Origin of the sequence: Brevibacillus sp. M2.1A (assembly GCF_013284355.2) — a bacterium.
Lineage (GTDB): Bacteria > Bacillota > Bacilli > Brevibacillales > Brevibacillaceae > Brevibacillus.
Map to the genome: position 1 here is coordinate 5,937,420 of NZ_JABSUY020000001.1, position 23,215 is coordinate 5,960,634.

Consider the following 23,215-nt stretch of genomic DNA (forward strand, 5'->3'; position numbering starts at 1 on the left):
CGGTGCAGTTTTCTATGACCAAAAAGTTTCCTTAAGCAAAAACTTTGTTGCCTAGGAAAGAATCTTACCTTAAACTAAAATCATGAAGATATCGACTACGCGTACTTTTTTTTACCTTCATTTTTGCCCTAAGCCAACAGTTTGTCCTTAACGAAAAAGGAGAGTGAACATCATGCCATCTATCAGCATTCCTTTGTCTAATGCCTTGATTGGAAGCCACATCTGTCTGGATCGTATTGACGTTCAGGGTATACTGCGCAGGCGATTGCTGGATCTCGGATTCGTCCCCGGCAACATCGTGGAAGTCATGCAAAAAAGTCCGCTAGGCGATCCCATTGCCTTTCGGGTAAATAACACGATCATCGCCCTGCGCAAAGAAGAAAGCTCCCTCATATTCGGCGAGTACGTAGGAAGTGACGAAAAATGAGTTCATACACAATTGCGTTGGCAGGAAATCCGAATACCGGTAAGAGTACATTATTCAACACATTGACGGGACTGCGCCAACATACAGGAAACTGGGCAGGAAAGACAGTCGTAATGGCTGAGGGAGAATTCACTCGGGGAAATACGACTTTTCGGATCATCGATTTGCCAGGTACGTACTCCTTGTATTCCAACTCGGCGGATGAAGAAGTGGCGAGAGATTACATTATCTTCGAGCAGCCTGACGTCACCATCGTGGTCCTGGATGCCACTTCATTGGAACGGAATCTCAATTTGGCCTTGCAGGTGTTGGAAATGACTCCGCACGTTGTCGTATGCGTCAATTTGATCGATGAAGCGAAAAGGCTTGGCATTCGTATTGATCTGGAAAAAATCTCGCAAAGATTAGGCGTTCCCTGTATCGCCATTTCCGCCAGAAATCAAATCGGGATCGAGAATTTACTCGATCAGGTGGAGAAGGTCGCAAACGGAACCATCGTGTCCAATCCTGTACAGATAACTTACAGTGAACAAATTGAAACCAAGCTGGCACAGTTGGAGCCTCTCATTGAGAAAACCTTGGGTAGCCGTTTTCCGACAAGATGGATCGCTCTGAGGCTGCTGGATGGCGATGAGAGTTTGTTGAATACCTTGCGGGAGCGAATGCAAGAGCCAGCTGAGTCTTTCGGAGAGGAGCGCTTGACCCATGGCCAAACCATTTGCCACTAATCCGTCCGATCCACTGGATGCGCTTCTTTCCGTGGCCCGCGCCTCAGCAGAAGGAAGTGAGATTCGGGACACGATTGTAAGTGACATTTACCGCACCAGTCGCAGTATTTGCAAGGAAGCTGTGACCTACGAAAACAAGCAAAAGCTGTCTAGCGCATACAAGCTCGATAAAATTGTGACGTCCAAAATATGGGGCTACCCGATCATGCTGGCGATTTTAGGCGCGGTATTTTGGATCACAATCGCAGGTGCCAACGTTCCATCTGGAATGCTTGCCGACATGTTCGGCGTTGTCGAGGGTTATCTGACTGCTGGCTTTCAAGCTGTGCACGCACCAGATTGGCTGCACGGCATTCTGGTTCTCGGATTCTTTCGCGGTACCTCATGGGTTGTCAGCGTCATGCTGCCTCCGATGGCTATCTTTTTCCCAGTCTTTGCCCTGCTCGAAAACTTCGGATATCTGCCGCGTGTTGCGTTCAACATGGATCGTCTGTTTAAAAATGCCGGCGGACACGGAAAACAAGCATTGACCATGTCGATGGGGTTTGGCTGTAACGCAGCTGCCATCCTATCAACCCGAATCATCGAATCTCCTCGGGAGCGAATGCTGGCGATTCTGACCAACAATTTCGTTCCGTGCAATGGTCGCTGGCCCACATTGATTTTATTGTCTTCGCTATTTATGGCGACCAGCGCGACAAGTGGATGGCAATCTTTGACTACTGCTCTCATTGTAATGGGTATGGTTATTTTTGGAATCGCTATCACTCTTACGGTTTCCTGGACACTATCCAAAACAGCTCTGCGCGGAGTACCGACACACTATACATTGGAGCTGCCCCCCTATCGCCGTCCGCAGATATGGAAAACGATCCTGATCGCAAGCAAGGATAAATCGTGGAGCGTGCTGAAAAGAGCTGTCATTGTGGCCGCCCCTGCCGGTATCATCACTTGGGTATTGGGTAATATCTATGTCGGTGGAGACAGTATCCTCGCCCATATGGCTGCCTTTTTTGATCCGTTTGCGCAAATCATTGGGCTCGATGGCTATATTCTCATGGCTTTCATTCTCGGTTTGCCTGCGAATGAAATCGTGCTGCCGATCCTTCTGATGGGGTACATGTCCTCCGGTGCCATGGTTGATGTGGAAGGGATCGACAATATCAAGGATGTCTTCTTGCAGCACGGGTGGACTTGGTTGACTGCACTCAACATGATGCTGTTCTCTCTGCTTCATTACCCTTGCGGCACAACCTTGTTCAATATTTACAAGGAAACGAAAAGTGTGAAATGGACAGTACTATCCGCACTCATTCCGCTCGCCATTGCTATCGGAGTAACGTTCTTGACTGCCCAGGTGGCAAGGGCACTCGGTTGGGTGTAAAAAACAGCAAAAAGCCTTTGCACAAAACCAGACCTCCTGGTTCGTGCAAAGGCTTTTTCGTGACTTTCCCAGTGGAATCGTACTTTATTTTGTAATAGGTATCACGCCATCCAATCTGACTCTCTCAAACTCTAGCCCGCCCATCTCTACCGTATACGTATCCTGTTTCGGTACCCTGAAAACAATGGAAACAGTTTCCAAATTCTCTGCCACAATCATATCCTTGTAAGCCTGACCCTCTACACGTAAGTTAATTTCTTCTGGTCCCTTGTTTGGAACGACAATGGACAGCTTGCCTTTGTCGTAATTTACCTTTTCAATGTCCAGCTGTTTCTTTTTTCCAAACGGAATCGTTTGCGGATATTTGGCATTCATATCAAGCACGAAGTTATCCTTTAGGGATCGCTTCATCGTCACTTCATCAAATCGCAGCTCCAGTTTTTCCGGGAGAGCCCCATAGAACAGCGACGGAATAAATTGCGCCCTATAGGTATCTGTCCCCTGCACATGCTCCACGTTTTTATTCACCTTGTCGTCTATCGCCTGATACTCTTTCCCGCTTCTATCCACCAATTTCATATTTTCTAATCGATGTAGAACAAACCCATCCTCAAACTTAGCCTCAAGCTCTATCTCTGTCACAGTAGGCGAAGCTATCATTCGGTTCACTTGTAAGCTCGTCACCAAACCATCTGTTTTAAGCACCGCATTTACATCTGAATCCGGTTGGATTACTTTTTCGGCTGCAGTGACAGACTGTGGCAGGGGCAGCAACAGCTCAGCGACCACTACATCATCTCCTGATTTTCGCATATCAACGATTTGCACTGGCAGGACAGGCTTGCTCTGACCCATCAGCGCCTGCATTTCTTTTTCGTCAATTCGATAATCCGACTTGATTATGAGATAATGCACACCATCGATCATTTGAAAATCCCTTGATCCATGACCTCTTTCTGACAGCTTCCCCAACTCTACACGAAGACTCCCATAAAGCATATCGCTTCTTGTCGATTCGTCCGGAATTCGCGCGATCTCCTCCATTTTTTCACCGGAGATTAACAGCGTAAACGTAATCCGTCTATGATCGACCATAGCATCCCTGATTTGATAAACAAAACCGTCCTTTTCCAATTTCACCTCAGACAAAATCGGATAGCCATTTTTCAAAGCATGCATGAAACCTTCATCGGGTGTGATCCATTCAAAAGCTTCCTGACCTTCCTCTGCCCCCGTCAGTCCCCACAAGCTTCTATCAAAGGGCTGTGCAATCTGGAAGAACAACGTCGCAGCAACTGCCACTCCTGCTGCCCAGGAGGTTACCTGCCAACGACGGCGACGCTTCTCACGCTGAATTTTTGTGAGTACTTCCTGCTCGAATTTTTCCAAATGAAACGGATATTTTTCACGAACGGATTGCTTTGCTGATTGACTCCATTCCCTCCACATGCGATCGTCGCTCATCCTTTTACCTCCTTCGACATGGTTTCCTTCAATTGCTTCCTGGCTCGATGCAACCGTGTACGGACGACCTCCTGCGAAACCGAGAGAATATCCGCCACTTCCGCAATCGACAGGTCTTCGTAATAATGCAGGAGGATAACCTGTCTGTATTTCGGTGCGAGGGATTGAATGTATGTGACGATCTCTTCCCGCTTCACCCGGTTCAAAATCTCTTCCTCTACCTGATTGTTTGCCTGCCGATCCATCAGGTCGCCCAAATGATCATCCATCGTCGGAAAAATGTTGCGGAACGACCACGACCGAAAATGCTTTTTGCTCTCATTCATCGCGATCTTGTAGAGCCAATGCTTGATCTCTCCGTCCCCGCGAAACTGATCGAGATGTCGATATGCTTGGATAAACACGTTTTGGGTAATATCGTCCGCCAAGGCATGATTCTTTACGGTGAGACTCACCAGATGAAAAATCTTCTCCCCGTATTGCTGCATCAGCCATTTCAGTCTGGCTTCCCGTGTAACCTCCAGACTCGCTGGCATTGTTTCTGCTTCGTTCAACCCGTTCACCTCATCCGTTAAATGCTTGCTATTAGGTATGATCCATCTCACAGCAAAAAGGTGACAGAAAATACAAAAAGAAACCGCTGTGGCTTCCACAACGGCTACTTCGCTATCGCTCTACAAAAAATGCTGCATCCAAATATTCGGCTCGATATATACCACTTCGTCCTTTTCCACGTCGACCTGCACCGGAACTAATGCGTCAGGAATGATGTACGATCCAGACTCGGGAAATTTCATCCCAGTCCAGCTTTCCCAATCCGTCAGACTTCCTCTGATCAGCATGGATTCCGGCGCTACCTGCATGATCGTCGCTCCCAGTTTCCAATGCGTGCGCACCCACGGATCAAACGGAGCGTCATCGGTTGTTTTCCACTGAACATACTTGTCCATGGGCGTGAGCGGGTACTTGTGCTTGAGCGATGGACGTACAGGTGCCACCAAGTGCACCAAGCTATTTTCCTTGGCGATATCCTTCATCGCCGTAACCATCTGCTTGCTCAGACCGAGTCCGCGATAGCGGGGATCGATGGAGATGGAGAGGGCCGATAACGCGTTAGGCTGTATTTCTTGGCGGTAGTCTTCAATCCCTTGCAGAAAGACATCATCCCAGCCTTTTGGCAGCCCTTCCGCAGTGCCATCCCAATAAAATGGAATCGCATTTCCTACAGCCATCACTTTGTCAGCCTCGTCTGTCAGCATAAATTGATAAGGAGAGAACCAGTCATACAGATGACTGTAATATTCATTAGCCACTTCGTCATTCAGCATGAAGGCAGACCAGCTTGCTTCAATTAGTGCATCAGCTTGATCGTTTAGATCTGATCTTTGCGCGAAAGTGTAGATGTTGTATGACATGCTTGGAATCCTCCTACAAACGCAGATGTCTAGCTTCCCATCTATTCCCTATTCGATTTTCTTCGACATTTTCCTCTTGGGATGTGTCACACAATCACCCCCTCTCTCGTTATATGGTCAAACCAAGCGAGGAGCTGATTGGTATGAAAGAGCAAACATGTGTGATTGTCGGAGGCGGGTACGCAGGTATCCACGCACTAAAAGCCGTTCGGGATACATGCAAAGGACACCCGATCCGCTTCATCTTAATCGATAAAGAACCTCATCACCTTCGAAAAGTCCTGTTGTTCAAACCAGCTGCTGCCAAAACGGATATTTCCATTCCGCTAAAAAACCTGTTTCCAGAGGGCGTCGAATTTGTGCAAGGTGCAGTCACGTCGATAAAAGGGAAGGAGAAAACCCTCTTATTCCGGAACAAAAACAGCCAAGAACAGGCGTTACCCTACGACATGCTCATCTTGGCAGTAGGAAGCGTCATTCGCCAACCGGAGCCAGAACAAGGCGGCATCGCTTTGACGGGCGTAGAGGCGGCCGAGGCAGCTCGGGATAAGTGGCTTGCCAATATGCGCCAAGCTGTCCAAGTGAAGCAGCCATCCGAACGTGAGCGATTGTTGACGCTCGCCGTTGCGGGAGCTGGCATCAGCGGGATGGAGACCGCTGCGGAGCTGGCTTTTGCCATGCGCGAGGAAGCGAAGAACTTGGGCATTCATCCTGATGAAGTCAAGGTCTATCTCGTCAACGCACAAAGTCGTTTGTTTACGGAAGGTCCTGCCAAAATGGGGCGTAAGCTGGAGAGTGCACTCACGGATGGCGGCGTTACCATTCTGCATGGTCAAAAGGCCCTTCATGAGCGGGACGGGGTGCTGACGCTAGACAGTGGTCACACGCTTGCTGTCGGGCTGTGCGTCTGGTCGCTCGGACTCCAGCCTAATCCAGCTTTGCGCAGCATGGGCCTGCCACTGACCACGCACGGACAGGTGGTCGTCGATGAATCCTATCGTGTAGCGGGAACGCCTGGGGTGTACAGTATTGGCGATTGTGCACGCATCGTAGATCCAACCAGCGGGCAAGCAGACACGATGACATGTAAGGAAGCCTCCGGTCAGGCAATACGTTTGGGCAAAATTGTGCTGGCCGACTTGGATGGAACCCCTGCCCCCACACACAAAAGCTACATGGACATGTACTGCGTCGGACTCGGCCCTGAACGCGGAATGGTTTGGACGAGAAAATGGGGACTGGATATCATTTTGACAGGGAAATTGGCGTGGAAGCTTCGCCAGTTCACCTGGAATATTGCCAGCATGATAAAATAGGAAAAAAGAGGGAAGTACGAAGACACAAGAGGAAGTGACACAGACCATGGAGGCTCTGTACAAACAATATAAGGGGCTCATGTTCCGCCTCGCCTATCAGATGCTTGGCTCGGCCACAGATGCGGAGGATATCGTGCAGGACGTATTCGTGAAGGCCCATGATGTCTCGCTGGAACAGATGCTTGAACCGAAGGCTTACCTGTGCAAAATGACCACAAACCGCTGCCTCGATTTGTTAAAATCAGCCCGCAAAAAACGGGAGCTGTATACTGGGCCATGGCTGCCAGAGCCTATCTCTACCCCTGATGCAGACAGCTATGATTCTGTCATTACCAAAGACTTGCTATCTTACGCCATGCTCGTCCTGTTAGAGCGACTGTCTCCCCCGGAACGAGCAGTGTTCGTCTTGCGAGAAGCCTTTGACTTCCAATACGACGAGATTGCTGAGCTGATTGGAAAAACTGAAGCGAATTGCCGCAAGATCGTGAGTCGGGCTAAAAAGAAAATGGGGATTGACCCAGAGGAATCTCATCTCACCGCAGACAAAGAGCTCGGCGAAGAATGGATCAGCCGTTTTCTGTCTGCGCTGGAGCACGGAAATGTCGAGAGATTGCTCACTCTGCTTGCCACAGATGCGGTATTGCTCTCCGACGGCGGCGGCAAGGTCACCGCAGCCCTGCATCCGATCTTATCTGGCAAACGCGTGGCATCCTTCTTACTCGGCTTGATGCGGGGCTTATCGAAGCGTCCAGATTTCGCTGTAGAGTTCGCACCTTTAAACGATCAGACCGGATTTGTAATCAGACTGGACGGCAGAATCGACACCGTGGTGTTTTTGCATATTGAACACGGAGTTATTCGTAACCTCTACTTTGTCAGAAATCCTGATAAGTTACGATTCATAGAGCCGTAGTCGGCTCTTAGCGTAGAACACAAAACCCTCTTTCCTATTTTCGTGAAAGAGGGTTTGATTTCGCGTCATGAACGTTCCAAAAAAGTGTGGTCAAAATAAGTTTTGAAATTCGGGTACAAAAAGACTAGTGACTCTTTCAGCTTGCTCCGATCCGTATTTTCTTCATCCATTTCAAACAAAATTTCATGGTCAATTTCATAGATTCCACACTTCTCTTCATCCAGACTTTCTTGCAAATCGATACATCGTATTTTTCCGTACTCTGTATCCCATGAAAAAGGAAGGTAGCCTAACTTGCAAAGCAATGGATTGTACATATCCTGAATACGATCGAATGGTTCATCAATCCCTTGTTCAGGAATGACGTCGAAAAAATGATGATAAGTAGAAATGAAGGCTTTATACCACTCCGGAAATGTCAACCCAAATTCTCCTTCGAGTGCAGCCACATCCTCCTGACTTACGCTAGAAGGAACCAGCTTCCATCTGGACCATTCTTCATCGACATCAGCTACCTTCATGACATCAGGGACGTCTGGCCGCATCCATCTGCAAAAACCTTCTTCTGTCACTTGGTTATATCGAGCGTAGTAAGCTTCAAAACCATTCTTGATATACTCTCTTATTTCCATATGGTAAGCCTCCTTTTTCCTAATAGGAAGTCAGTTCTTCCATAATCGCTTCGTTTCCACGAGTACTTCATCCTGAAACTCCATCTTGTAAATATCAGGCTTGGACGTCGTCCATAAAAAATCCAAGTCGTACTGACTGTCAAAGTACCCCATCATTAATGTCATAACAGCACCATGTGTTCCGATTACAACTTTCTGCTCTCTGTATTGCTCTAAAATGTTTCGGAACGTTCTTACCACACGATTCCGGCAAATTGTGATGGACTCTCCTCCAGGTAAAGAAAAGTCTGGCTCAGTAAACATCTTCTTTACTAATGGATACAACTCGTTATCGGCCATGGTCTGATTGTTTCCGATAAAAACGAGTTCTCTCAGCTCTTCAAAAACCACGATCTCTTTCCCTACGGATTGGGCTAATTCTTCTATGGTTGCCATTGCTCTTTTATACGGACTTGAAATGAACGTATCTATCGCCTCATCTTTCAACAATTGCGTAATGATACGGGCATCTGACTTTCCTTTCTCAGTCAGTCCTCGTGTTCTTTCGTCCCCTTCGTTTTTTGGTGATTCTCCGTGCCTGACCATGTAAATAAAGGTTTTCATACATACCCTCCGTGGAAATTTTTTATTTTCCGCCCATCATCCTTCCTGCAAATATATTACAACAAAAACCCCTTTCCGTTTTGACCAGAAAGGGGGCACTCTTAGATTTTGAACCGATGCACGATCTCTTCCATCGTCTCCGTCAAGCCGACATTTCGCTCGGAAATAGCCGCGACCTGTTGGTTGTTATCCGCAATAATGCGGGATTGCTCAGTGATCGCCTCTGCCAACAGGTTGATTTTTTCCATCGATTCCTTCGAGTCAGTGATCGCAATTTCCGTTTATTGGTTCCAAAAGTGAAATAGCAGGATTACAGCAAAGCGTTACAAGCAGCGTTGCAACTGCTGCAGGTTCCCGAAGGATATCAATTAAAGAGTGCTCAGGAGCACAAGCAGAATCAGGATCTAGTTTGGGTATTCCGGTACAAAAAAATTTCCAGGGACAACAACGGGCTTGGCGGTGAACATTTTTCCTTGTTGTTGAGAAAAACACACCGGGTTTGTTCGAAAAATTGGAGAACTTGTGGATTGACAATCATGACGAAACAATCGATGTGACTAAAGGGGATAAGCATGAATCGGTGACCATCTCGGGTATGAAATACAAATGCTACCTTCCGGAAGAGAATAATTACGCGTGGGTAATCGTAACTCAATCAACCGATATATGAAAAGGTTTCATCCCGCTAATTAGGATATCTTTTTCGGAGCAAACAGAGTTAAGGGCGTAAAGCAAACCCTTGACGCGTTGGTGTAGAAAAAGACAATCCCTTCTGAGATGAAGCCTTTCTTTTATTGTTAACGGATGTGTAGTCGTGCGCAGTCTTTTTCCCTGTGCTGTTTCTTACTGTGATCTTCTCATCATGTTTGTCGAGCTTATCAAACAATTCGGGCTCCACTATATTTAGAATTTCCCGGGACCTCTTTCTGGTCTCCTCCTTGCATGGATAATGTTCATGGGTACTTGAAAAAAACTCGCTTCCTTAGGGCAAGCGAGTCGCATTCGTATGGGTTAACCACTCAACACTCTACTATAAATCCTTTGAATCTGCATCGTGATGTAGACCAATTCCATCTCGGGGAACTCAAAATCATATTCTTTTTGCGCAAATTCACCTACTTTTTGTGCGCATAAATAAGATTCCTCGTACTGTTCTTTTATGATCTGGGACATTTCCGGTTCTATATCATGAAACGATTCGCCAAACTCCGCCCGTTGTACTGCAAAGCGCAAATGTGTGACTAATCGCTCATAGGAAACCGTTTTCTCCTCAATCTTGATTTTCAAACTGCTTTCGATCAGATCGATCATATCCCGTATCATAGTGGTCATATCCATTGTTTTTGCCATATCTCCCGCGTTTATCCTGGCAGTGTGGATATGCAATGCAATATAACCGACCTCATCTTCGGGAATTTCTATCCCTAGCTTTTCTTTTATCAATGCTTTCGCCCAGCAACCGATCTGAAATTCTTTTGCATACAAAATTTTGATTTCGTTCAGCAAGGTATTTTTAATGACCATTCCCTTCATTAATCTTTCTAGGGCGAAGGACAAGTGGTCGGTCAAAGCGATATGAATATGGTCATGCAAGGTTATCCCTAGTTCTTTTTCCGTATGGGAGATAATTTCCTCAGCCACTTGGATATGTTCTTCAGGAAGTGTTATTAATATCTCTTCGAACTTTCCGTACTCTTGCCATTCATTCATGACAAATACTTTTTCTATCTTTGAAATGTCTACCAGATCATTCTTTTTTTTCTGGAAAGCGATCCCTAAGCCCATAACGATCTTTTCTTCTCCCTGATCCTGGACAACGACCGCGTTGTTATTTAAGATTTTTTTAATTTTCATGGTATCCCTCCTGTCTATCCTCCCGTCACCTTCCCCATTTACTAGGTGAACCATGATGAGAAAAATTACATCTGCGAGGAGCTCCATTACCTTTCATTTTACCGTAACCATCACCCATATAACGCATCCAATTTGGACCAGGAAAACCTTCTCCCGGGTCATCAGAATGATTTATTCCTCTTCGGTAAATCTAAGTATCCATGTCGAGGTGAAAGCGGTAGTAACCGCAATAGCTAGACCAATAAGATAATGGACTGCGTTTGATATTCCTAATGGAGTCACGAGCGCAAGCATGGGGATTCCGGTTAAGCCATATGCGTTGGCAACCACGTGAGCACCTACGACATATGCCCCGCCCACCCCCCCTCCAATGGCCGCTCCTATAAAAGGGGTGACTAACCTCAAATTGATGCCAAACATCACGGGTTCAATAATGCCAAAAAAGGACGAAAGAGCAGCAGGTATCGCAATCTTCTTCAGTTTGTCATTTTTCGATTTGAAAAAAACGGCTAAAGCAGCTCCACCTTGGGCCACGTTAGCCATGGACCAGATCGGCAGCAAAAAATTGACACCAACCTTCGGATCGGCTAGCAACCCTACCTCAATGGCGTGCAAACTATGATGCAAACCAGTAACGACGAATAGCGCATAAAATCCGCCAAACAGGAACCCTGCCACCAGTCCAGCATACTGGTAGACATATTCCAAGCTACCAGAAATCATCTCCCCGATCATCATGCCCAAAGGGCCAATCGCTACGAGGGAGACAATCCCAGTAAACGTAATGGTGATAAAGGGGATGAGCAATAAATCTAATGACTGGGGTATGAATTTTCGCAGGAGTTTTTCAAACCTGCTCATTACGTATACCGACAACAAGATAGGAATCACCGTACCCTGATACCCGATCAACGCGATTTCAAGCCCAAACAAATCCATATATTCCGGGGTGCTGTTCCCCAGCTCTGCAGGGTTTAATAATGACGGGTGGGTTAATATTCCCCCAATCACTGCACCTAAAATGGGATTGCTGCCAAATTCCTTGGCTGCGCTAAAGCCAATTAATATCGGAAGAATAATGAACGATGAGCTGGAAAACATGGTGAGCATCTTCATCCATGCGCTATCCATCGTGATCCAACCAAAAGCCTTCACCATACCAAGAAGCCCCATGAGCAAACCGCTCACTACGATAGCGGGAATAATCGGTAAAAAGATGTTGGATAGTGTCTTTACAAAATGAGTGAATGGATTCATCTTTGGCGCCTTCTCCATCCGCTCTTTGGATGGATTTGTCTGTGCGATCTCGATCGCCTCGACAAGTGCCTTGTACACTCTGTTTACTCTGCCGGTCCCAAAGATAATTTGGAATTGTCCGCGCCTGGAAAATACCCCTTCTACGCCATCCATTTTTTCGATGGCTGATATATCCGCCTTTTCTTCATTTCGAAGAAGCAAGCGTAATCGAGAAGCACAGTGGGTAGCGTCAGCAATATTTTCCTCACCCCCTACCAGAGGCAACAACTCTTGAACAAACTCTTTTGATTGCATCAGCTTTGCCATCGTCTGTTCCTCCTCTTTTGTATAAATAAGGGAATCGACTACGTCCCGCTTATCATTCCATGAAAACGAAAGAATCATGAATGGATGTCCACAAGAATAAAGACGCTCAGCAACTACTGAACGCCAAAAACTTTCTATTGCCAACCTCTCTTGTTTTTTAACGGAACACGCCTTGCTTTTTCTCATGAAGAATCCTAGTCTTGTCATCCGCCATGGAGATTTTTAGAGATGGTGCCAGCATTCCACCGAAATGCTCCTTTTGATAGTCTGGTGTTTGTTCGCCAATTTGCTGGATGTCTTTTCCCTCTACATGGACATAGTTGACAAAGCTAATAACCGTACCGTTTGGCATGACCATCCAAGAGTATGCTTGATACGGATTGTCTTTTGGATTGGAAATCACTAGTCCGCTTCCATTCAGGGGTTTATACCCGCCAAATAAGGACCCGGACACAAAACCGTATAATCCTTCCGGCGCATCGAGACCTGGCGCGAACTTTTCATGGTGGGTTTTTGCAAAAAGATAGTATTGATTGCCTTTTACAATAATGCTTGGACGCTCCAGCTCGTCATTTACACAGTTGGCTTCCAGTAAAGGGGGAAGAGCCTCAAATTCCGTCAGACTGTCAGAAGACGCTTTGGCGATGCCGATACTCGCATTATAAGGTTTTGAACTGTCAGGCTGACAAGCCCGCTCTGACAAGGTTCCTGCGGAGTTGGCCTCAAATAAAATATATTCTTGTCCGTTCTTTGGGTCTTGGAAGAAGTAAGGATCACGGAAGGCGTAAGAAGATTCACCTTGGTTGGACTGACTTTCTGTTTGATAGTATTCACCATCCGGTTCCAGGATAATTTTGTGTTCAGACCAATTTTTAAACGCCACAGAGGCATTGGTTGTTATGATATCAGCGGTAGCCGTAGCCAAACGCTGTTCGTATGTAAGTTTTTTTTCATTTTTACGTCCGGTCGCTGTATAAAAGATATGGACTTTTCCATCTTTGTCAATCATGGCAGAGCCTGCCCATTGCCTTGAACCCAATGCTTTTCCGTCATCAAACAAACGTCCGCCCAACTGCCAGCTCTTTCCGTCCTTTGCGTAGAAATAGCGGATTTCCGCCGTATCGTGGCGTTTGCCAGGAATCACGTCACTTGGCACCGTCAGAGCAAAAATAACCTTATAGCCATTGACAACTGCTGGATGGCCATTTCGGTCTTGCAGCGGCCATGTATCCCATACCAGAAAGTCCTCTGAAAGTTCCTCAAGCTCCTCCTTGTTGATGACAGGTGCTGTATTCTCTTCATTCATCTTTATTTTGCTGACATCTTCGCGCGTCCAATCGAATGTAGCTGCGGTTTCTTGGGCGAAGACGCTTGAACTGATAACCGGGGCTAGAATAGCCGAAAAACCGATAACTGCTGCTGAAAGCATTTTCCCGGCATTTTTTGTGTTCCAAAACATGTGTATGCAGCCTCCTACCGTCACTTGTTTTTAGAAAAGAATAGAAGGTCAACCGACAACTTTCGGTTGACCATTCTAATTTATTGCTTGATCCAACCTGGCTCGTACTCTTGTTCCAATTTTGTGCGATCGTCTTTGATCGACAGCTTCACCGTCGGAGCCAATGTTCCGCCAAAGTGGCTAAATTGGAATTCCGGAGTCTGATTGCCGACATCGCCGATGGACATGTTGCCCAGATCGCCAAAATGGGCGAAACCGACCACGTTCAAGTTCGGAAGCACCAACCAGGAATATGCTTGGTATGGATTATCAGCCGGATTGGCCAAGACCAAACCGCTTCCGTTCAGCGGCTTATATCCGCCGATCAGCTTGTCTGAAACGAATCCGTACAGTCCGTCCGGTCCGGTGAGTCCATCCGCATATTTATTGATGTGGCTGTCGGTAAACAGATAATACTTTTTATCCTTCACCACAATATGCGGGCGCTCCAGTTCTTCATTTACGTAGTTGGCTTCTACGAGCGGAGGAAGCATTTTGATTTTGGAAAAATCGCCGCCCTCCACCTCAGCGATGCCGATGTTGCCGTTAGCGTGTACGGCACCTGAAGGCACGTTTTGCTGCCCGGCAAATTCAGGACTGCCGACATATTCCGGTTTCAACTTGCGGTCGGCAGCAGAGCCTCCAGAATTCCCTTCAAACAGCAGGTATTCTTTTTTCGTCTGCGGGTCTTTGAACCACATCGGATCGCGGAAAGCGTACCCCCCGCCTTCACCCTGCTGCGCTTGTTCTTTGGTCTGATAGTATTTTCCGTCCGGCTCCAAAATGATGTGGTGATTGCCCCAATTTTCGAATCGGACTCCGCTGTTGTCCGCGACGATATCGCCGGTAGCCATGGCCAAACGTTGTTCATAGGTCAAACGCTCTTCGCCTTTGTGTCCGGTTGCGGTGTAGAACGCATGGATTTTGCCGTTATCCATCATAGCCGATCCAGCCCACTGGCGGGAACCGAGCGCGGATCCGCTCGGGAACAGCTCGCCACCCAGCGTCCAATCTTTTCCGTTTTTCGAATAAAAGTAACGGATCGTGGCAATGTCGTGCACTTTGCCCGGCAGCACATCACTCGGTGCGGTAAGCGCGAATATCACTTTCCAGCCTTTGATCGAGGCTACATTCCCGTCACGGTCTGTCAGTGCCCACGTATCCCACATGTGATAGCCCGGCGCCAATTTCTCCAGTTTGCTGATGTCAGTGTACGGCAAGGTATTGTCTTGATTCAGCTCGATTTTCGATGCCTGCTCGCGGGTCCAGTTGACCGTTTGCTCACCGCCCTCGGCATACGCCGAGAGCGCAGTGAGGCCGGAAGCGACAACGCTTGTTGCCAAAGCCAGCGCGGTCAATGCTTTCTTGTTTTTGCGGATCATGTTACCGCCCCTTTCCTTTATGGCTATGCATGCTTAGCGATTCGGGCCGAACGGTTTGATTTCACCTTGTTTTCCCTCTTTGGTAATGACCGATTTGTCGCCTTCCAGATTTACCTTCAACGTTGAAGAGAAGGTACCGCCGAATTTCACTTCCCCGTTCTCATCTTTTGGTTCGTTAATGAAGCTGATCACCTGTTGGTTCGGAAGCACCATCCAGGAATACGCTTGGTAACCGTTTTCCGCTGGATTCCCGATAACCAAGCCGCTGCCGTTCATCGGTTTGTAATCACTTCGCAGACCCTTCCCGACAAAACCGTATACGCCGTCTGGGCCGGTCAAGCCAGGTGCGTAGGTGAAGGTATGGCTGATCGTGAATAGGTAATAATCATCGCCATTCACCACGACGTGCGGACGTTCCATCTGATGGTTGGCCCCAACTGATTCGAGCAGCGGAGGCAGCAGTTTCAATTTGGTGATGTCGTGGTCAAGTACTTCCGCGATGCCGATATTTCCGTTGTACAATTCCGCGCCTGCCGGAACCGAATGGGTTTTACGGTATTCTTCGTCACCGATGTTTTCCGGCTTCAAAGAATAGCCACCGCCGGCCTGGCCTTCGAAAATAATGTACTCTTTGCCGGTGTTCGGGTCTTGGAAGAAGAACGGATCACGGAACGCCGTGATGATATTGCCTTTGAACTGATCAATCGTTTCGTAGTACTTGCCGTCTGCTTCAAGAATGATCTTGTGTTCACCTTCGTTCGTGAGATGCACGCCATCTTTGTCGGCGCCGATATCGAACGTAGTTTTGGCGATGCGCTGCTCAGCCGTTTGAGCCCATCTGGATTCGTCCCAATTGTTTTTATCCCCGGTTGCCGTATAGAAGAGGTGGACTTTGCCTTTCTCATCCAGCATGGCTGTTCCGGCCCATTGCATATGACCTAACGCTTTGTCTTTGTTATAGGGAATGCCGGCGTATGTCCAGTCTTTGCCGTTTTTCGAGTAGAACATTCCGATGCTTGCTTGCGTATGACGTTCACCCCAACCCAGAGAGCGCGGAGCGACCAAGGCGAAAGCGACTCTGTAACCTTTGACAGTTGCAAGGGAACCGTCTCTGTTCTGCAGGGGCCATGTGTCCCAAACCCATTGGTCCGGTGCGACGAGCTTGAAATCCAAATCGACCGGTGGAGCGGTTGTCTCTTTCGTGAGAGCAACTTTTTCCGCTTGCTGGCGCGACCAAATCGAAGTGTGATCATCACTGACATCGGCGGCTAATGCTGGGATGGCTGCAAGCAAATTGGCAGCTATCGCTGTGGATAAAGCTAGATTCCTAAACTTAGGTTTGCTGGATTTTCTCATTTTCTTAAATCCTCCCTTTACATCATGAATTGCAGCAAAGTTACCTATTATGGGAATATTGAGAGATTGAAAACTCTGCTCTTCTCCATTGACAGGACACAAAAAAGACCCAAAACGCGTAAGGGACTGTATAGCGATAGCCATACTTCACCCATCTCACGTCTCAGGTCTTGCCTGCTTAGCAGTAACAATCCTGCGGTATTTTGTTCGCATCCTCATTCTATTGTCTGCGAATTACGATTTCAATAGTCAAAAATACCCTTTCCTACAGATCGAAACAAAGGAGAATATTCCCGGACTGTAAATAGCACCTTTCTAATTGGAACCTTAGTTAATCGTCCGCTTGGATCGGATATTTTTTCTTTTGCTATTACTCTTGATCTACATCTCTTCCTTAATTCTTAACGGTTCAGCGTGACCTCTCTCCTGCATTCTCGCCTCCAGCAGACGATCCAAATGTACGATAACGGAGCTAATAAACATGATGATTAATAAAGAGTAAAAACAGAGAAATAACAATAACCAACAGTAACATCACCACTCGTTCATAATTTACCACATCTTAACTTGTCAATCCTTTCATGAGTTTACTGTACTTTGGCAATATATACACTAGGATTTACCATTAACACCGTGCTTATAGTGTCAATGAACACCGTATGAACTTATGCCCAAAACCGCACTGTACCGCCATTTGTTATGTTAAAATCGGCTCGAACAAAGATGTGCAAAACGTATGTAGGAGGACACCCACATGCAAAACCGTCAAAACGAAATTATTATTCCTGAAAATCCTGTTTCACACTTTCTGTTCACCAGCACAAAATCCGCTGCGATCTGGTTGATTATCAGATTGTATGTCGGCTATTCATGGATTACTGCTGGATGGAAAAAAGTCCAGTCAGATAGCTGGACGGGAGATGCGGCTGGCGGAGCGATTCAAGGGTTCGTAAAAGGCTCCTTGGCAAAAGCAGCCGAAGGAAAGGACGTAACCGGGTGGTACGCCTGGTTCCTGGAAAATATGGTATTGCCAAATGCCAAGGTGTTCGGCTTCCTCGTTGCTTATGGTGAGGTACTCGTCGGACTCGGCTTGATTCTCGGCTGCCTGACAGGGATCGCAGCGTTTTTCGGCGGCTTGATGAACGTCAGCTTTCTGTTCGCAGGAACGGTCAGCACCAACCCACTTCTTTTTGTTTTTGCTACTTGGCTCGTTCTGGCTTGGAAGGTTGCGGGCTGGTATGGTCTTGACCGCTGGGCGCTTTCTTATCTCGGAACACCTTGGACGAGAAAAACGCGCGATGGTGTTTTGCCGATGAACAAGTAATATGTTTTTCCTCTCGAATGACAAAGCCACCTATTTCGGGTGGCTTTTGTTGTCCCTTCAGCTAGATAATTAATAAAGTAACGGACAAATTGTATGAATTTATTCCAACATGTACCCGTGATTTCCAATGAATATTTATACATGATGTTGAATGACTGTCTGATTGCTGTGCATTATTCTTTTGAGGAACTATAAATTTTCTCATTTTTCTAATAATTTAACAGGAGGACAGTATGAACAAGTGGCTACTAGGCATTTCTACTGCTGTTTTGTTGTTTAGTCTCTCGGTCGGCTGTAGCTCGAAGCCCGCCGACAACCTCCCATCCCCTCCAACGGAAGCGACAGCAAAGCCTACTACATCAGAGCCAATGGTCTTGCAATGGAGCATCACCGGGGAGCCGTCTACGATGGATGCCGGCATTGCAACAGATTCGACCTCAATGGACATGATCAATCTCACCTTCGAAGGACTGACCACCGTCGACCGTCAAGGCCAGATGATCAACGCCATCGCGGAGAGCTACACGCATACTCCTGACTTCACTCATTTTACTTTTATCATTCGAAAGGACGCCAAATGGAGCAATGGCGACCCTGTTACCGCTCACGATTTTGAGTACGCCATCAAGCGCAATCTCGACCCCAAAACTGCTTCCGGCTACGCGTATCAGCTCTTCTATATCAAAGGAGGCGAGGATTTTTACTCTGGAAAAGGCAAACCAGAAGACGTCGGGGTAAAGGCAAAGGACGACTACACACTCGATTTCACCTTGCGCTCACCAACACCGTTTTTCCGCGAATTGACCTCATTCACTACCTACTATCCGCTTCATAAAAAAACCATCGAGAGCAATCCCCAGTGGGCAACAGAAGCGAAAACAATTGTCGGCAATGGACCGTTTATCATGGATACGTGGGAGCACAAATCCAAGCTCTCTTTCAGCAAAAGCCCTACTTATTGGGACAGCGCCAACGTCAAGCTGGACCAGATCCATATTGTCATCATCGAGGATAACAACACCGCCCTGTCCATGTTTGAAAATGGTGACCTGGATTGGGGAGGCTACCCTTCCTTTGGCTTGTCTCCGGATGCAGTCGGTCAGATCAAGGAAGAGGGCAAGCTGCTCGTCGCAGATAATCCCGGCACCAAAGCTGTCATTTTCAATACAGAAAAGCCCCCTTTTACCAACAAAAAAATTCGTCAGGCGTTTTCGTATTCGATCGACCGACAGCAATTGGTGGATAACATCCTGCAGACCGGCGTCCCACCCGCGTATGGCTGGGTTCCCGTTTCCATGGGGTTGAACCCGGACGGCTACTTTAAAGAGGATGTAACGAAGGCGAAGCAGCTTTTGGCAGAAGGCATGAAAGAGCTCGGGCTGACTCAATTCCCTAAGGTCACGTATTACTACGACACTGGAGAAACGGACAAGAAATTGGCTCAAGCACTCCAGGACGAGTGGAAGAAAACATTGGGAGTCGACATTGACATTCGCACCTCGGAATGGAAAGTGTTTAACGAGGATGTCCAAAATGGCAAATACGACTTCGGCATCTGGCTATGGGGGGCCGATTTCAACGACCCGATCAATTTCCTCGAAATGTACAAGGACTTGGGTGGCAACAACGTCGTTCGCTTCGACAACAAGGAATACCGCGATCTACTCAATAAGAGCTACTATGAGACCGACGAGCAAAAGCGCAAGCAGTTGATGTTTGACGCCGAAAAAATTCTCATGGAAGAAATGCCACTAGCACCGCTGCACTTCCGCGGCAATGCTTATGTAAAAAACGACAAGGTGAAGGACTTTGTGATCTTCCCTCTCGGCGGTTCCTACTTTAAATACGCGTATATTGAAAAATAACAGAGCGCGGGCATCCTCTCTTTGCGAAACAGATAGAGAGAGATGCCCGCTTCCATCATAAATACCGAGCGATTATCCGAACTAATTTTGCAGGGAACTCATGTAAATTGGTAATATCCAAAAATCTTTCATTCCCATAGATTTCGCTAATCACATCCTTGTCTTGACCGATTGCGGCTGCAAGAAATGTGACTCCTTTTCGTTCATATTCCTGGATGGTCTGTTTCATATCTGTAACAGCGTAACTTCCGGTGTAGTCATCCATTGCTTTCGGTTGGCCGTCACTTATGCTAATCAACAGTTTTGTCTTTTGGGGTGAAGCGGCTAACCGTTCCGCCATTATTCGAAGAGCCATGCCATCGCGATTATTGCTTCTGGCATGAATTCTCATTAATCTGAAGCGATCATTGGCATCCGCTTTATCAAAGTCGGCATAGGCAAAGATCGACATTTGCTCCAATCGGGAAACATCCGCTGTATCGCCGTAGATCAAAATGGGGATATGACAAAGCTGACAATATTCATATACCGCGATCACTGCTCGTTTTGCTGCTTCTAATCTCCCGTAAGCTGACATAGATGCGGATTCATCAACCCTAAGACCAACCACAAGAGAAGGGGATTCCGTTGGAGGACGTTTCTTGGCAAAATACTTGTAATCCCTGTAAGCAACGCTGTCTGCCTGAAATTTGCTGCCATAGTAACGATTTCTCGCAAAGTCGGATGATATCTCATGTTCCAGATACGGAAGTGTCTTTCTCGCAATCTCTTGCACAATCGGCATGAGTCCCTGACAAAGACGAACATATTCCTGTTGGTTTTCCTCATCGTAGTCTGGACGGTGAACAATGAGCTTCACTTTTTTATGAATCGAATCGGAAATGACCCCTCTTGCATCTCGATTCAGCTTTTTACGGAAATCTCGTTCCTTTTGCTTCGCTTCCTCTGACATGGATTCAGGATTTGCCTGATGATAGTTGGGATCGCCATTTTCACCCAAACCTGAACGTTCCATATGGGTAGAGTCATCAGAAACACGGGAAGATCTGCTATCAGCAGATTTTTTCAACGCGATTCCTTTTTCCTCTCGACGGTTGTCCTTGTCAAAATCCGTATCGTCTATATCTCCCCATGTCCTGATCTCTACGGCGTCGTCAAATTTTCGTTTTTTTTTTAGTTCAGTCTCGGCTTCTTCCAGGCTGGCAAGCAAACCATGATTTTTTAGTGCTTCTTCCAGAAGTTTTATTTCTTCCGAATCGGTTGTGATCTTGTAGATGACCTTATGATAAAGAGATTCTTTGGCGGAGGCTCCTGCGGCAATTGCATCTGCCCAGTAGAAAAAGGAACGCATTCCAGCCACGCCCTTGATCGCATTGGCCCGCGCTGTTCTGTCTAAAACCATAATCACATCCGCTAAAATACCCAACATCTTGCCATCTTGAAAACCGGTTTTGGCCATTACACGTTCGATCATGATTTCTTTAGTCGGCAGGTCCATCTTTTCCGTATGCTGAACCCTGTCGCGCAGCGCTTCGTTTAACGGTCTGGTTCCCGCATAACTGCGGTTTGTTGTGATAACCGCGATGAAGTCTGGGTGCCTGCGTATGATCTCAGTAGGAAGATTGATGCTGCCATCCAGCTCCAAGGCAGAGTTTAATGCCATTAACACCGCAGCATCGCGAATAACGTTTGGTTCCTGGATTTCCAGCAGGTAACCCTTTTGATAGGCTCTGACGATCTCCGAAGGGTAAAATCGGTACTCAATCGCTTCACCATCGGTGTTTTCCGCTGCTGCACGCTTCAGTAATTGCTTCATCTTTAAGGCAGCCCGTTCCTGTGTAATCCCCAGTGCATCCATTAAAATTTCAGATATGCTTTGGAGCCCATCGCTTTCATATAAAGCTTTCCATACCGCTTGCTCGGCAGGCTCCATTTTCTCGAGACGTTCAGAAGAAATGACAGGCAATATAGCGCCAATAATATCCGATTTATCCATATCAGCAAAACAAGTCACTTTCGTATACGGCAGCCCGAAATTAGCCGATAATGCTTTGGCTAGTTGTGTTTTCCCAGAACCGGCGTCACCTTCTAACAATATATTGGCGATCTTCATTTCCCCGCGATTCCAGTTGCGTTTGATTTCTTTACTAATGCGCCGTTCTTCTTCACTGACCCTATGCGTGATTGGCTTTTTCCAAACGAGCTTTTTTTCTGCATCTGTCAGCTGTCTTTCGGGTGACAAATGATCGTTTTCATTTTCGGTCATCATATTTCTCCTCCCCTCATAGTGCGGATTCCTTCACATCTTTGCTCCTTTTCTCAACAAGAAGAGGCAACAGCAAAGCCGCACCGATCATAATCAAAACCCCGCTCACCACATATACCGCAACCAGCGAGAACGTCTCCTTTAAATAGCCGGAGATAAACATGCCAATCACCATCATCCCCATAAAAACAGGGGTGATCGCACCAGATACCCGGCCCATAAATGCCCCTTCTGTGTTCCGTACAATCAGCGTCTGGATTCCGCTTTGAATACAAGGGAAAAAGAAACCACTGATCACTAATAGAACAATCATCAACCAAATCGTTGTGGTAGCCCCTACTACCATCGTGCAAACCGCAGAGACAAGCAAGCCTACCATGAGCAGCATCTGTGGCCTTACCTTTTTGGCTATCCCGATAATGATTGCTCCTCCTGCCAACATGGCTAACCCGTTGGTCATAACCAACCACTGCAAAAATTGTTTGTCCTGTCCCAAATTCTCGATGACAAGGAAGATTTGAAGCGGCTGTGTCAGACCTGACGCCAATCCGACAACGAAGAAAGTCAAACAGAGAATTCGCAAGGATTGATTGGACCCGATGTAGCGCAGTCCGGCCTTCAATTCCTTGATGAAGCCGCCAGCATCCTCAGACTTCGGTTCCTCCGCGTCACGGGGAAGCGTCGCTAATATCAGGGAAGAACCCAGGAACAAAACGGCTGTCAAAATCAGAGAGACTGTAATTCCAAACTGGATGAAAATAAACGTGCCGATGACCGGACCTAAAACCGTAAAGACAGCAACAAGCGTTTGGGACATGGCCATCGCGCCCTGCAGTTGTTCAGCTGGCACATGACGCTTGTACAGTTTCATGGCCGAGGGCTGAGAAAATTGAGACAAGCTGGCGGAAATAAAGGTTCCGATGAGCAGTGCTATCCATCCTCCATTCATAAGTGCAAGCAGCACAGCCCCGACGGACACGGCAGACAGCAGATCGCTCCAAACCATTGTCCGCTTCGGTCGCCATCGGTCAGCAAAAGTTCCGCCAATCAGGCCGAATAAAAAAATGGGTGCGAATTCCGCGACCGAAATCAGTGATACATAAACCGGATTATTATTCGTCATTTCGCTAACGAAAAGAAGAACGGCATAATTCCGGATCCAAATCCCCAAATGCAGCAGCACGCGGGAGAGGACAATCGTTCGAACATAAACATTGGAAAACAT

Annotated in this window: 20 protein-coding genes; 7 read left to right on the forward strand and 13 right to left on the reverse strand. The window is 47.1% G+C overall.

Annotation, left to right across the window (positions count from 1 at the left end):
• The first annotated feature begins 172 nt into the window (after positions 1-172).
• From HP567_RS28285 to HP567_RS28295, 3 genes are read left to right on the forward strand one after another with little or no spacing between them, the layout of a single operon-like run.
• Positions 173-427: a FeoA family protein gene (locus HP567_RS28285; RefSeq protein WP_173611162.1), complete on the forward strand. Its 255-nt coding sequence runs from the start codon at positions 173-175 to the stop codon at positions 425-427.
• Complete coding sequence (locus tag HP567_RS28290) at positions 424-1,155, forward strand: FeoB small GTPase domain-containing protein (protein ID WP_173611161.1); 732 nt, start codon at positions 424-426, stop codon at positions 1,153-1,155. The genes HP567_RS28285 and HP567_RS28290 overlap by 4 nt, the downstream gene beginning before the upstream one ends.
• On the forward strand, positions 1,133-2,539 hold the full coding sequence (locus HP567_RS28295; protein ID WP_173611160.1) for a ferrous iron transporter B: 1,407 nt from the start codon (positions 1,133-1,135) through the stop codon (positions 2,537-2,539). The genes HP567_RS28290 and HP567_RS28295 overlap by 23 nt, the downstream gene beginning before the upstream one ends.
• Positions 2,540-2,623: 84 nt before the next feature.
• Here the strand turns inward: HP567_RS28295 and HP567_RS28300 are convergent, their stop codons facing one another.
• The 3 genes from HP567_RS28300 to HP567_RS28310 all read right to left on the reverse strand — a co-directional run bounded on the left by HP567_RS28300 (position 2,624) and on the right by HP567_RS28310 (position 5,418).
• The gene (locus tag HP567_RS28300; RefSeq protein ID WP_173611159.1) at positions 2,624-4,003 is read right to left on the reverse strand and encodes a hypothetical protein; all 1,380 of its coding nucleotides are present in this window, start codon (positions 4,001-4,003) and stop codon (positions 2,624-2,626) included.
• Positions 4,000-4,566: a sigma-70 family RNA polymerase sigma factor gene (locus HP567_RS28305; protein ID WP_370646716.1), complete on the reverse strand. Its 567-nt coding sequence runs from the start codon at positions 4,564-4,566 to the stop codon at positions 4,000-4,002. Before HP567_RS28305 ends, HP567_RS28300 begins: the two co-directional genes overlap by 4 nt.
• A gap of 111 nt (positions 4,567-4,677) precedes the next feature.
• Positions 4,678-5,418, reverse strand: a complete 741-nt coding sequence (locus HP567_RS28310; protein WP_173611157.1) for a GNAT family N-acetyltransferase — start codon at positions 5,416-5,418, stop codon at positions 4,678-4,680.
• A gap of 143 nt (positions 5,419-5,561) precedes the next feature.
• Here HP567_RS28310 and HP567_RS28315 point away from each other — a divergent pair, with 143 nt between their 5' ends.
• On the forward strand, positions 5,562-6,734 hold the full coding sequence (locus tag HP567_RS28315) for an NAD(P)/FAD-dependent oxidoreductase (RefSeq protein ID WP_173611156.1): 1,173 nt from the start codon (positions 5,562-5,564) through the stop codon (positions 6,732-6,734).
• Positions 6,735-6,780: 46 nt separating this feature from the next.
• Complete coding sequence (locus HP567_RS28320; RefSeq protein WP_173611214.1) at positions 6,781-7,647, forward strand: RNA polymerase sigma-70 factor; 867 nt, start codon at positions 6,781-6,783, stop codon at positions 7,645-7,647.
• A 65-nt stretch (positions 7,648-7,712) separates the two neighbouring features.
• Here the strand turns inward: HP567_RS28320 and HP567_RS28325 are convergent, their stop codons facing one another.
• The 8 genes from HP567_RS28325 to HP567_RS28360 form a co-directional block, all read right to left on the reverse strand.
• Positions 7,713-8,279: an SMI1/KNR4 family protein gene (locus HP567_RS28325; protein WP_173611155.1), complete on the reverse strand. Its 567-nt coding sequence runs from the start codon at positions 8,277-8,279 to the stop codon at positions 7,713-7,715.
• 30 nt (positions 8,280-8,309) lie between these two features.
• Entirely contained in the window at positions 8,310-8,882 is a 573-nt protein-coding gene (locus HP567_RS28330; protein WP_173611154.1) for a histidine phosphatase family protein, read from the reverse strand.
• Between the two features lie 101 nt (positions 8,883-8,983).
• Positions 8,984-9,130 carry a hypothetical protein gene (locus HP567_RS28335; protein ID WP_173611009.1) on the reverse strand — a complete coding sequence of 49 codons (147 nt, stop codon included), beginning with the start codon at positions 9,128-9,130 and terminating at the stop codon, positions 8,984-8,986.
• Positions 9,131-9,893: 763 nt separating this feature from the next.
• A complete protein-coding gene (locus HP567_RS28340) occupies positions 9,894-10,736 on the reverse strand; it encodes a PRD domain-containing protein (protein WP_173611153.1) in 843 nt (280 codons plus the stop codon).
• Between the two features lie 171 nt (positions 10,737-10,907).
• Complete coding sequence (locus HP567_RS28345) at positions 10,908-12,287, reverse strand: sucrose-specific PTS transporter subunit IIBC (RefSeq protein WP_173611213.1); 1,380 nt, start codon at positions 12,285-12,287, stop codon at positions 10,908-10,910.
• Positions 12,288-12,456: 169 nt separating this feature from the next.
• On the reverse strand, positions 12,457-13,758 hold the full coding sequence (locus HP567_RS28350; protein WP_173611152.1) for a glycoside hydrolase family 68 protein: 1,302 nt from the start codon (positions 13,756-13,758) through the stop codon (positions 12,457-12,459).
• A gap of 80 nt (positions 13,759-13,838) precedes the next feature.
• Positions 13,839-15,179, reverse strand: coding sequence for a glycoside hydrolase family 68 protein (locus tag HP567_RS28355; RefSeq protein WP_173611151.1), 1,341 nt, complete (start codon positions 15,177-15,179; stop codon positions 13,839-13,841).
• 33 nt (positions 15,180-15,212) lie between these two features.
• Positions 15,213-16,535 carry a glycoside hydrolase family 68 protein gene (locus HP567_RS28360; RefSeq protein WP_173611150.1) on the reverse strand — a complete coding sequence of 441 codons (1,323 nt, stop codon included), beginning with the start codon at positions 16,533-16,535 and terminating at the stop codon, positions 15,213-15,215.
• Between the two features lie 754 nt (positions 16,536-17,289).
• On the opposite strand from HP567_RS28360, the gene HP567_RS28365 reads away from it, so the two are divergent.
• Entirely contained in the window at positions 17,290-17,859 is a 570-nt protein-coding gene (locus HP567_RS28365; RefSeq protein WP_173611149.1) for a DoxX family protein, read from the forward strand.
• 233 nt (positions 17,860-18,092) lie between these two features.
• The gene (locus HP567_RS28370) at positions 18,093-19,724 is read left to right on the forward strand and encodes a peptide ABC transporter substrate-binding protein (protein ID WP_173611148.1); all 1,632 of its coding nucleotides are present in this window, start codon (positions 18,093-18,095) and stop codon (positions 19,722-19,724) included.
• 55 nt (positions 19,725-19,779) lie between these two features.
• Here HP567_RS28370 and HP567_RS28375 read toward each other — a convergent pair whose 3' ends face one another.
• Both HP567_RS28375 and HP567_RS28380 read right to left on the reverse strand, forming a co-directional pair.
• A complete protein-coding gene (locus HP567_RS28375) occupies positions 19,780-21,993 on the reverse strand; it encodes an AAA family ATPase (RefSeq protein ID WP_173611147.1) in 2,214 nt (737 codons plus the stop codon).
• Between the two features lie 13 nt (positions 21,994-22,006).
• Positions 22,007-23,215 carry an MFS transporter gene (locus HP567_RS28380; protein ID WP_173611146.1) on the reverse strand — a complete coding sequence of 403 codons (1,209 nt, stop codon included), beginning with the start codon at positions 23,213-23,215 and terminating at the stop codon, positions 22,007-22,009.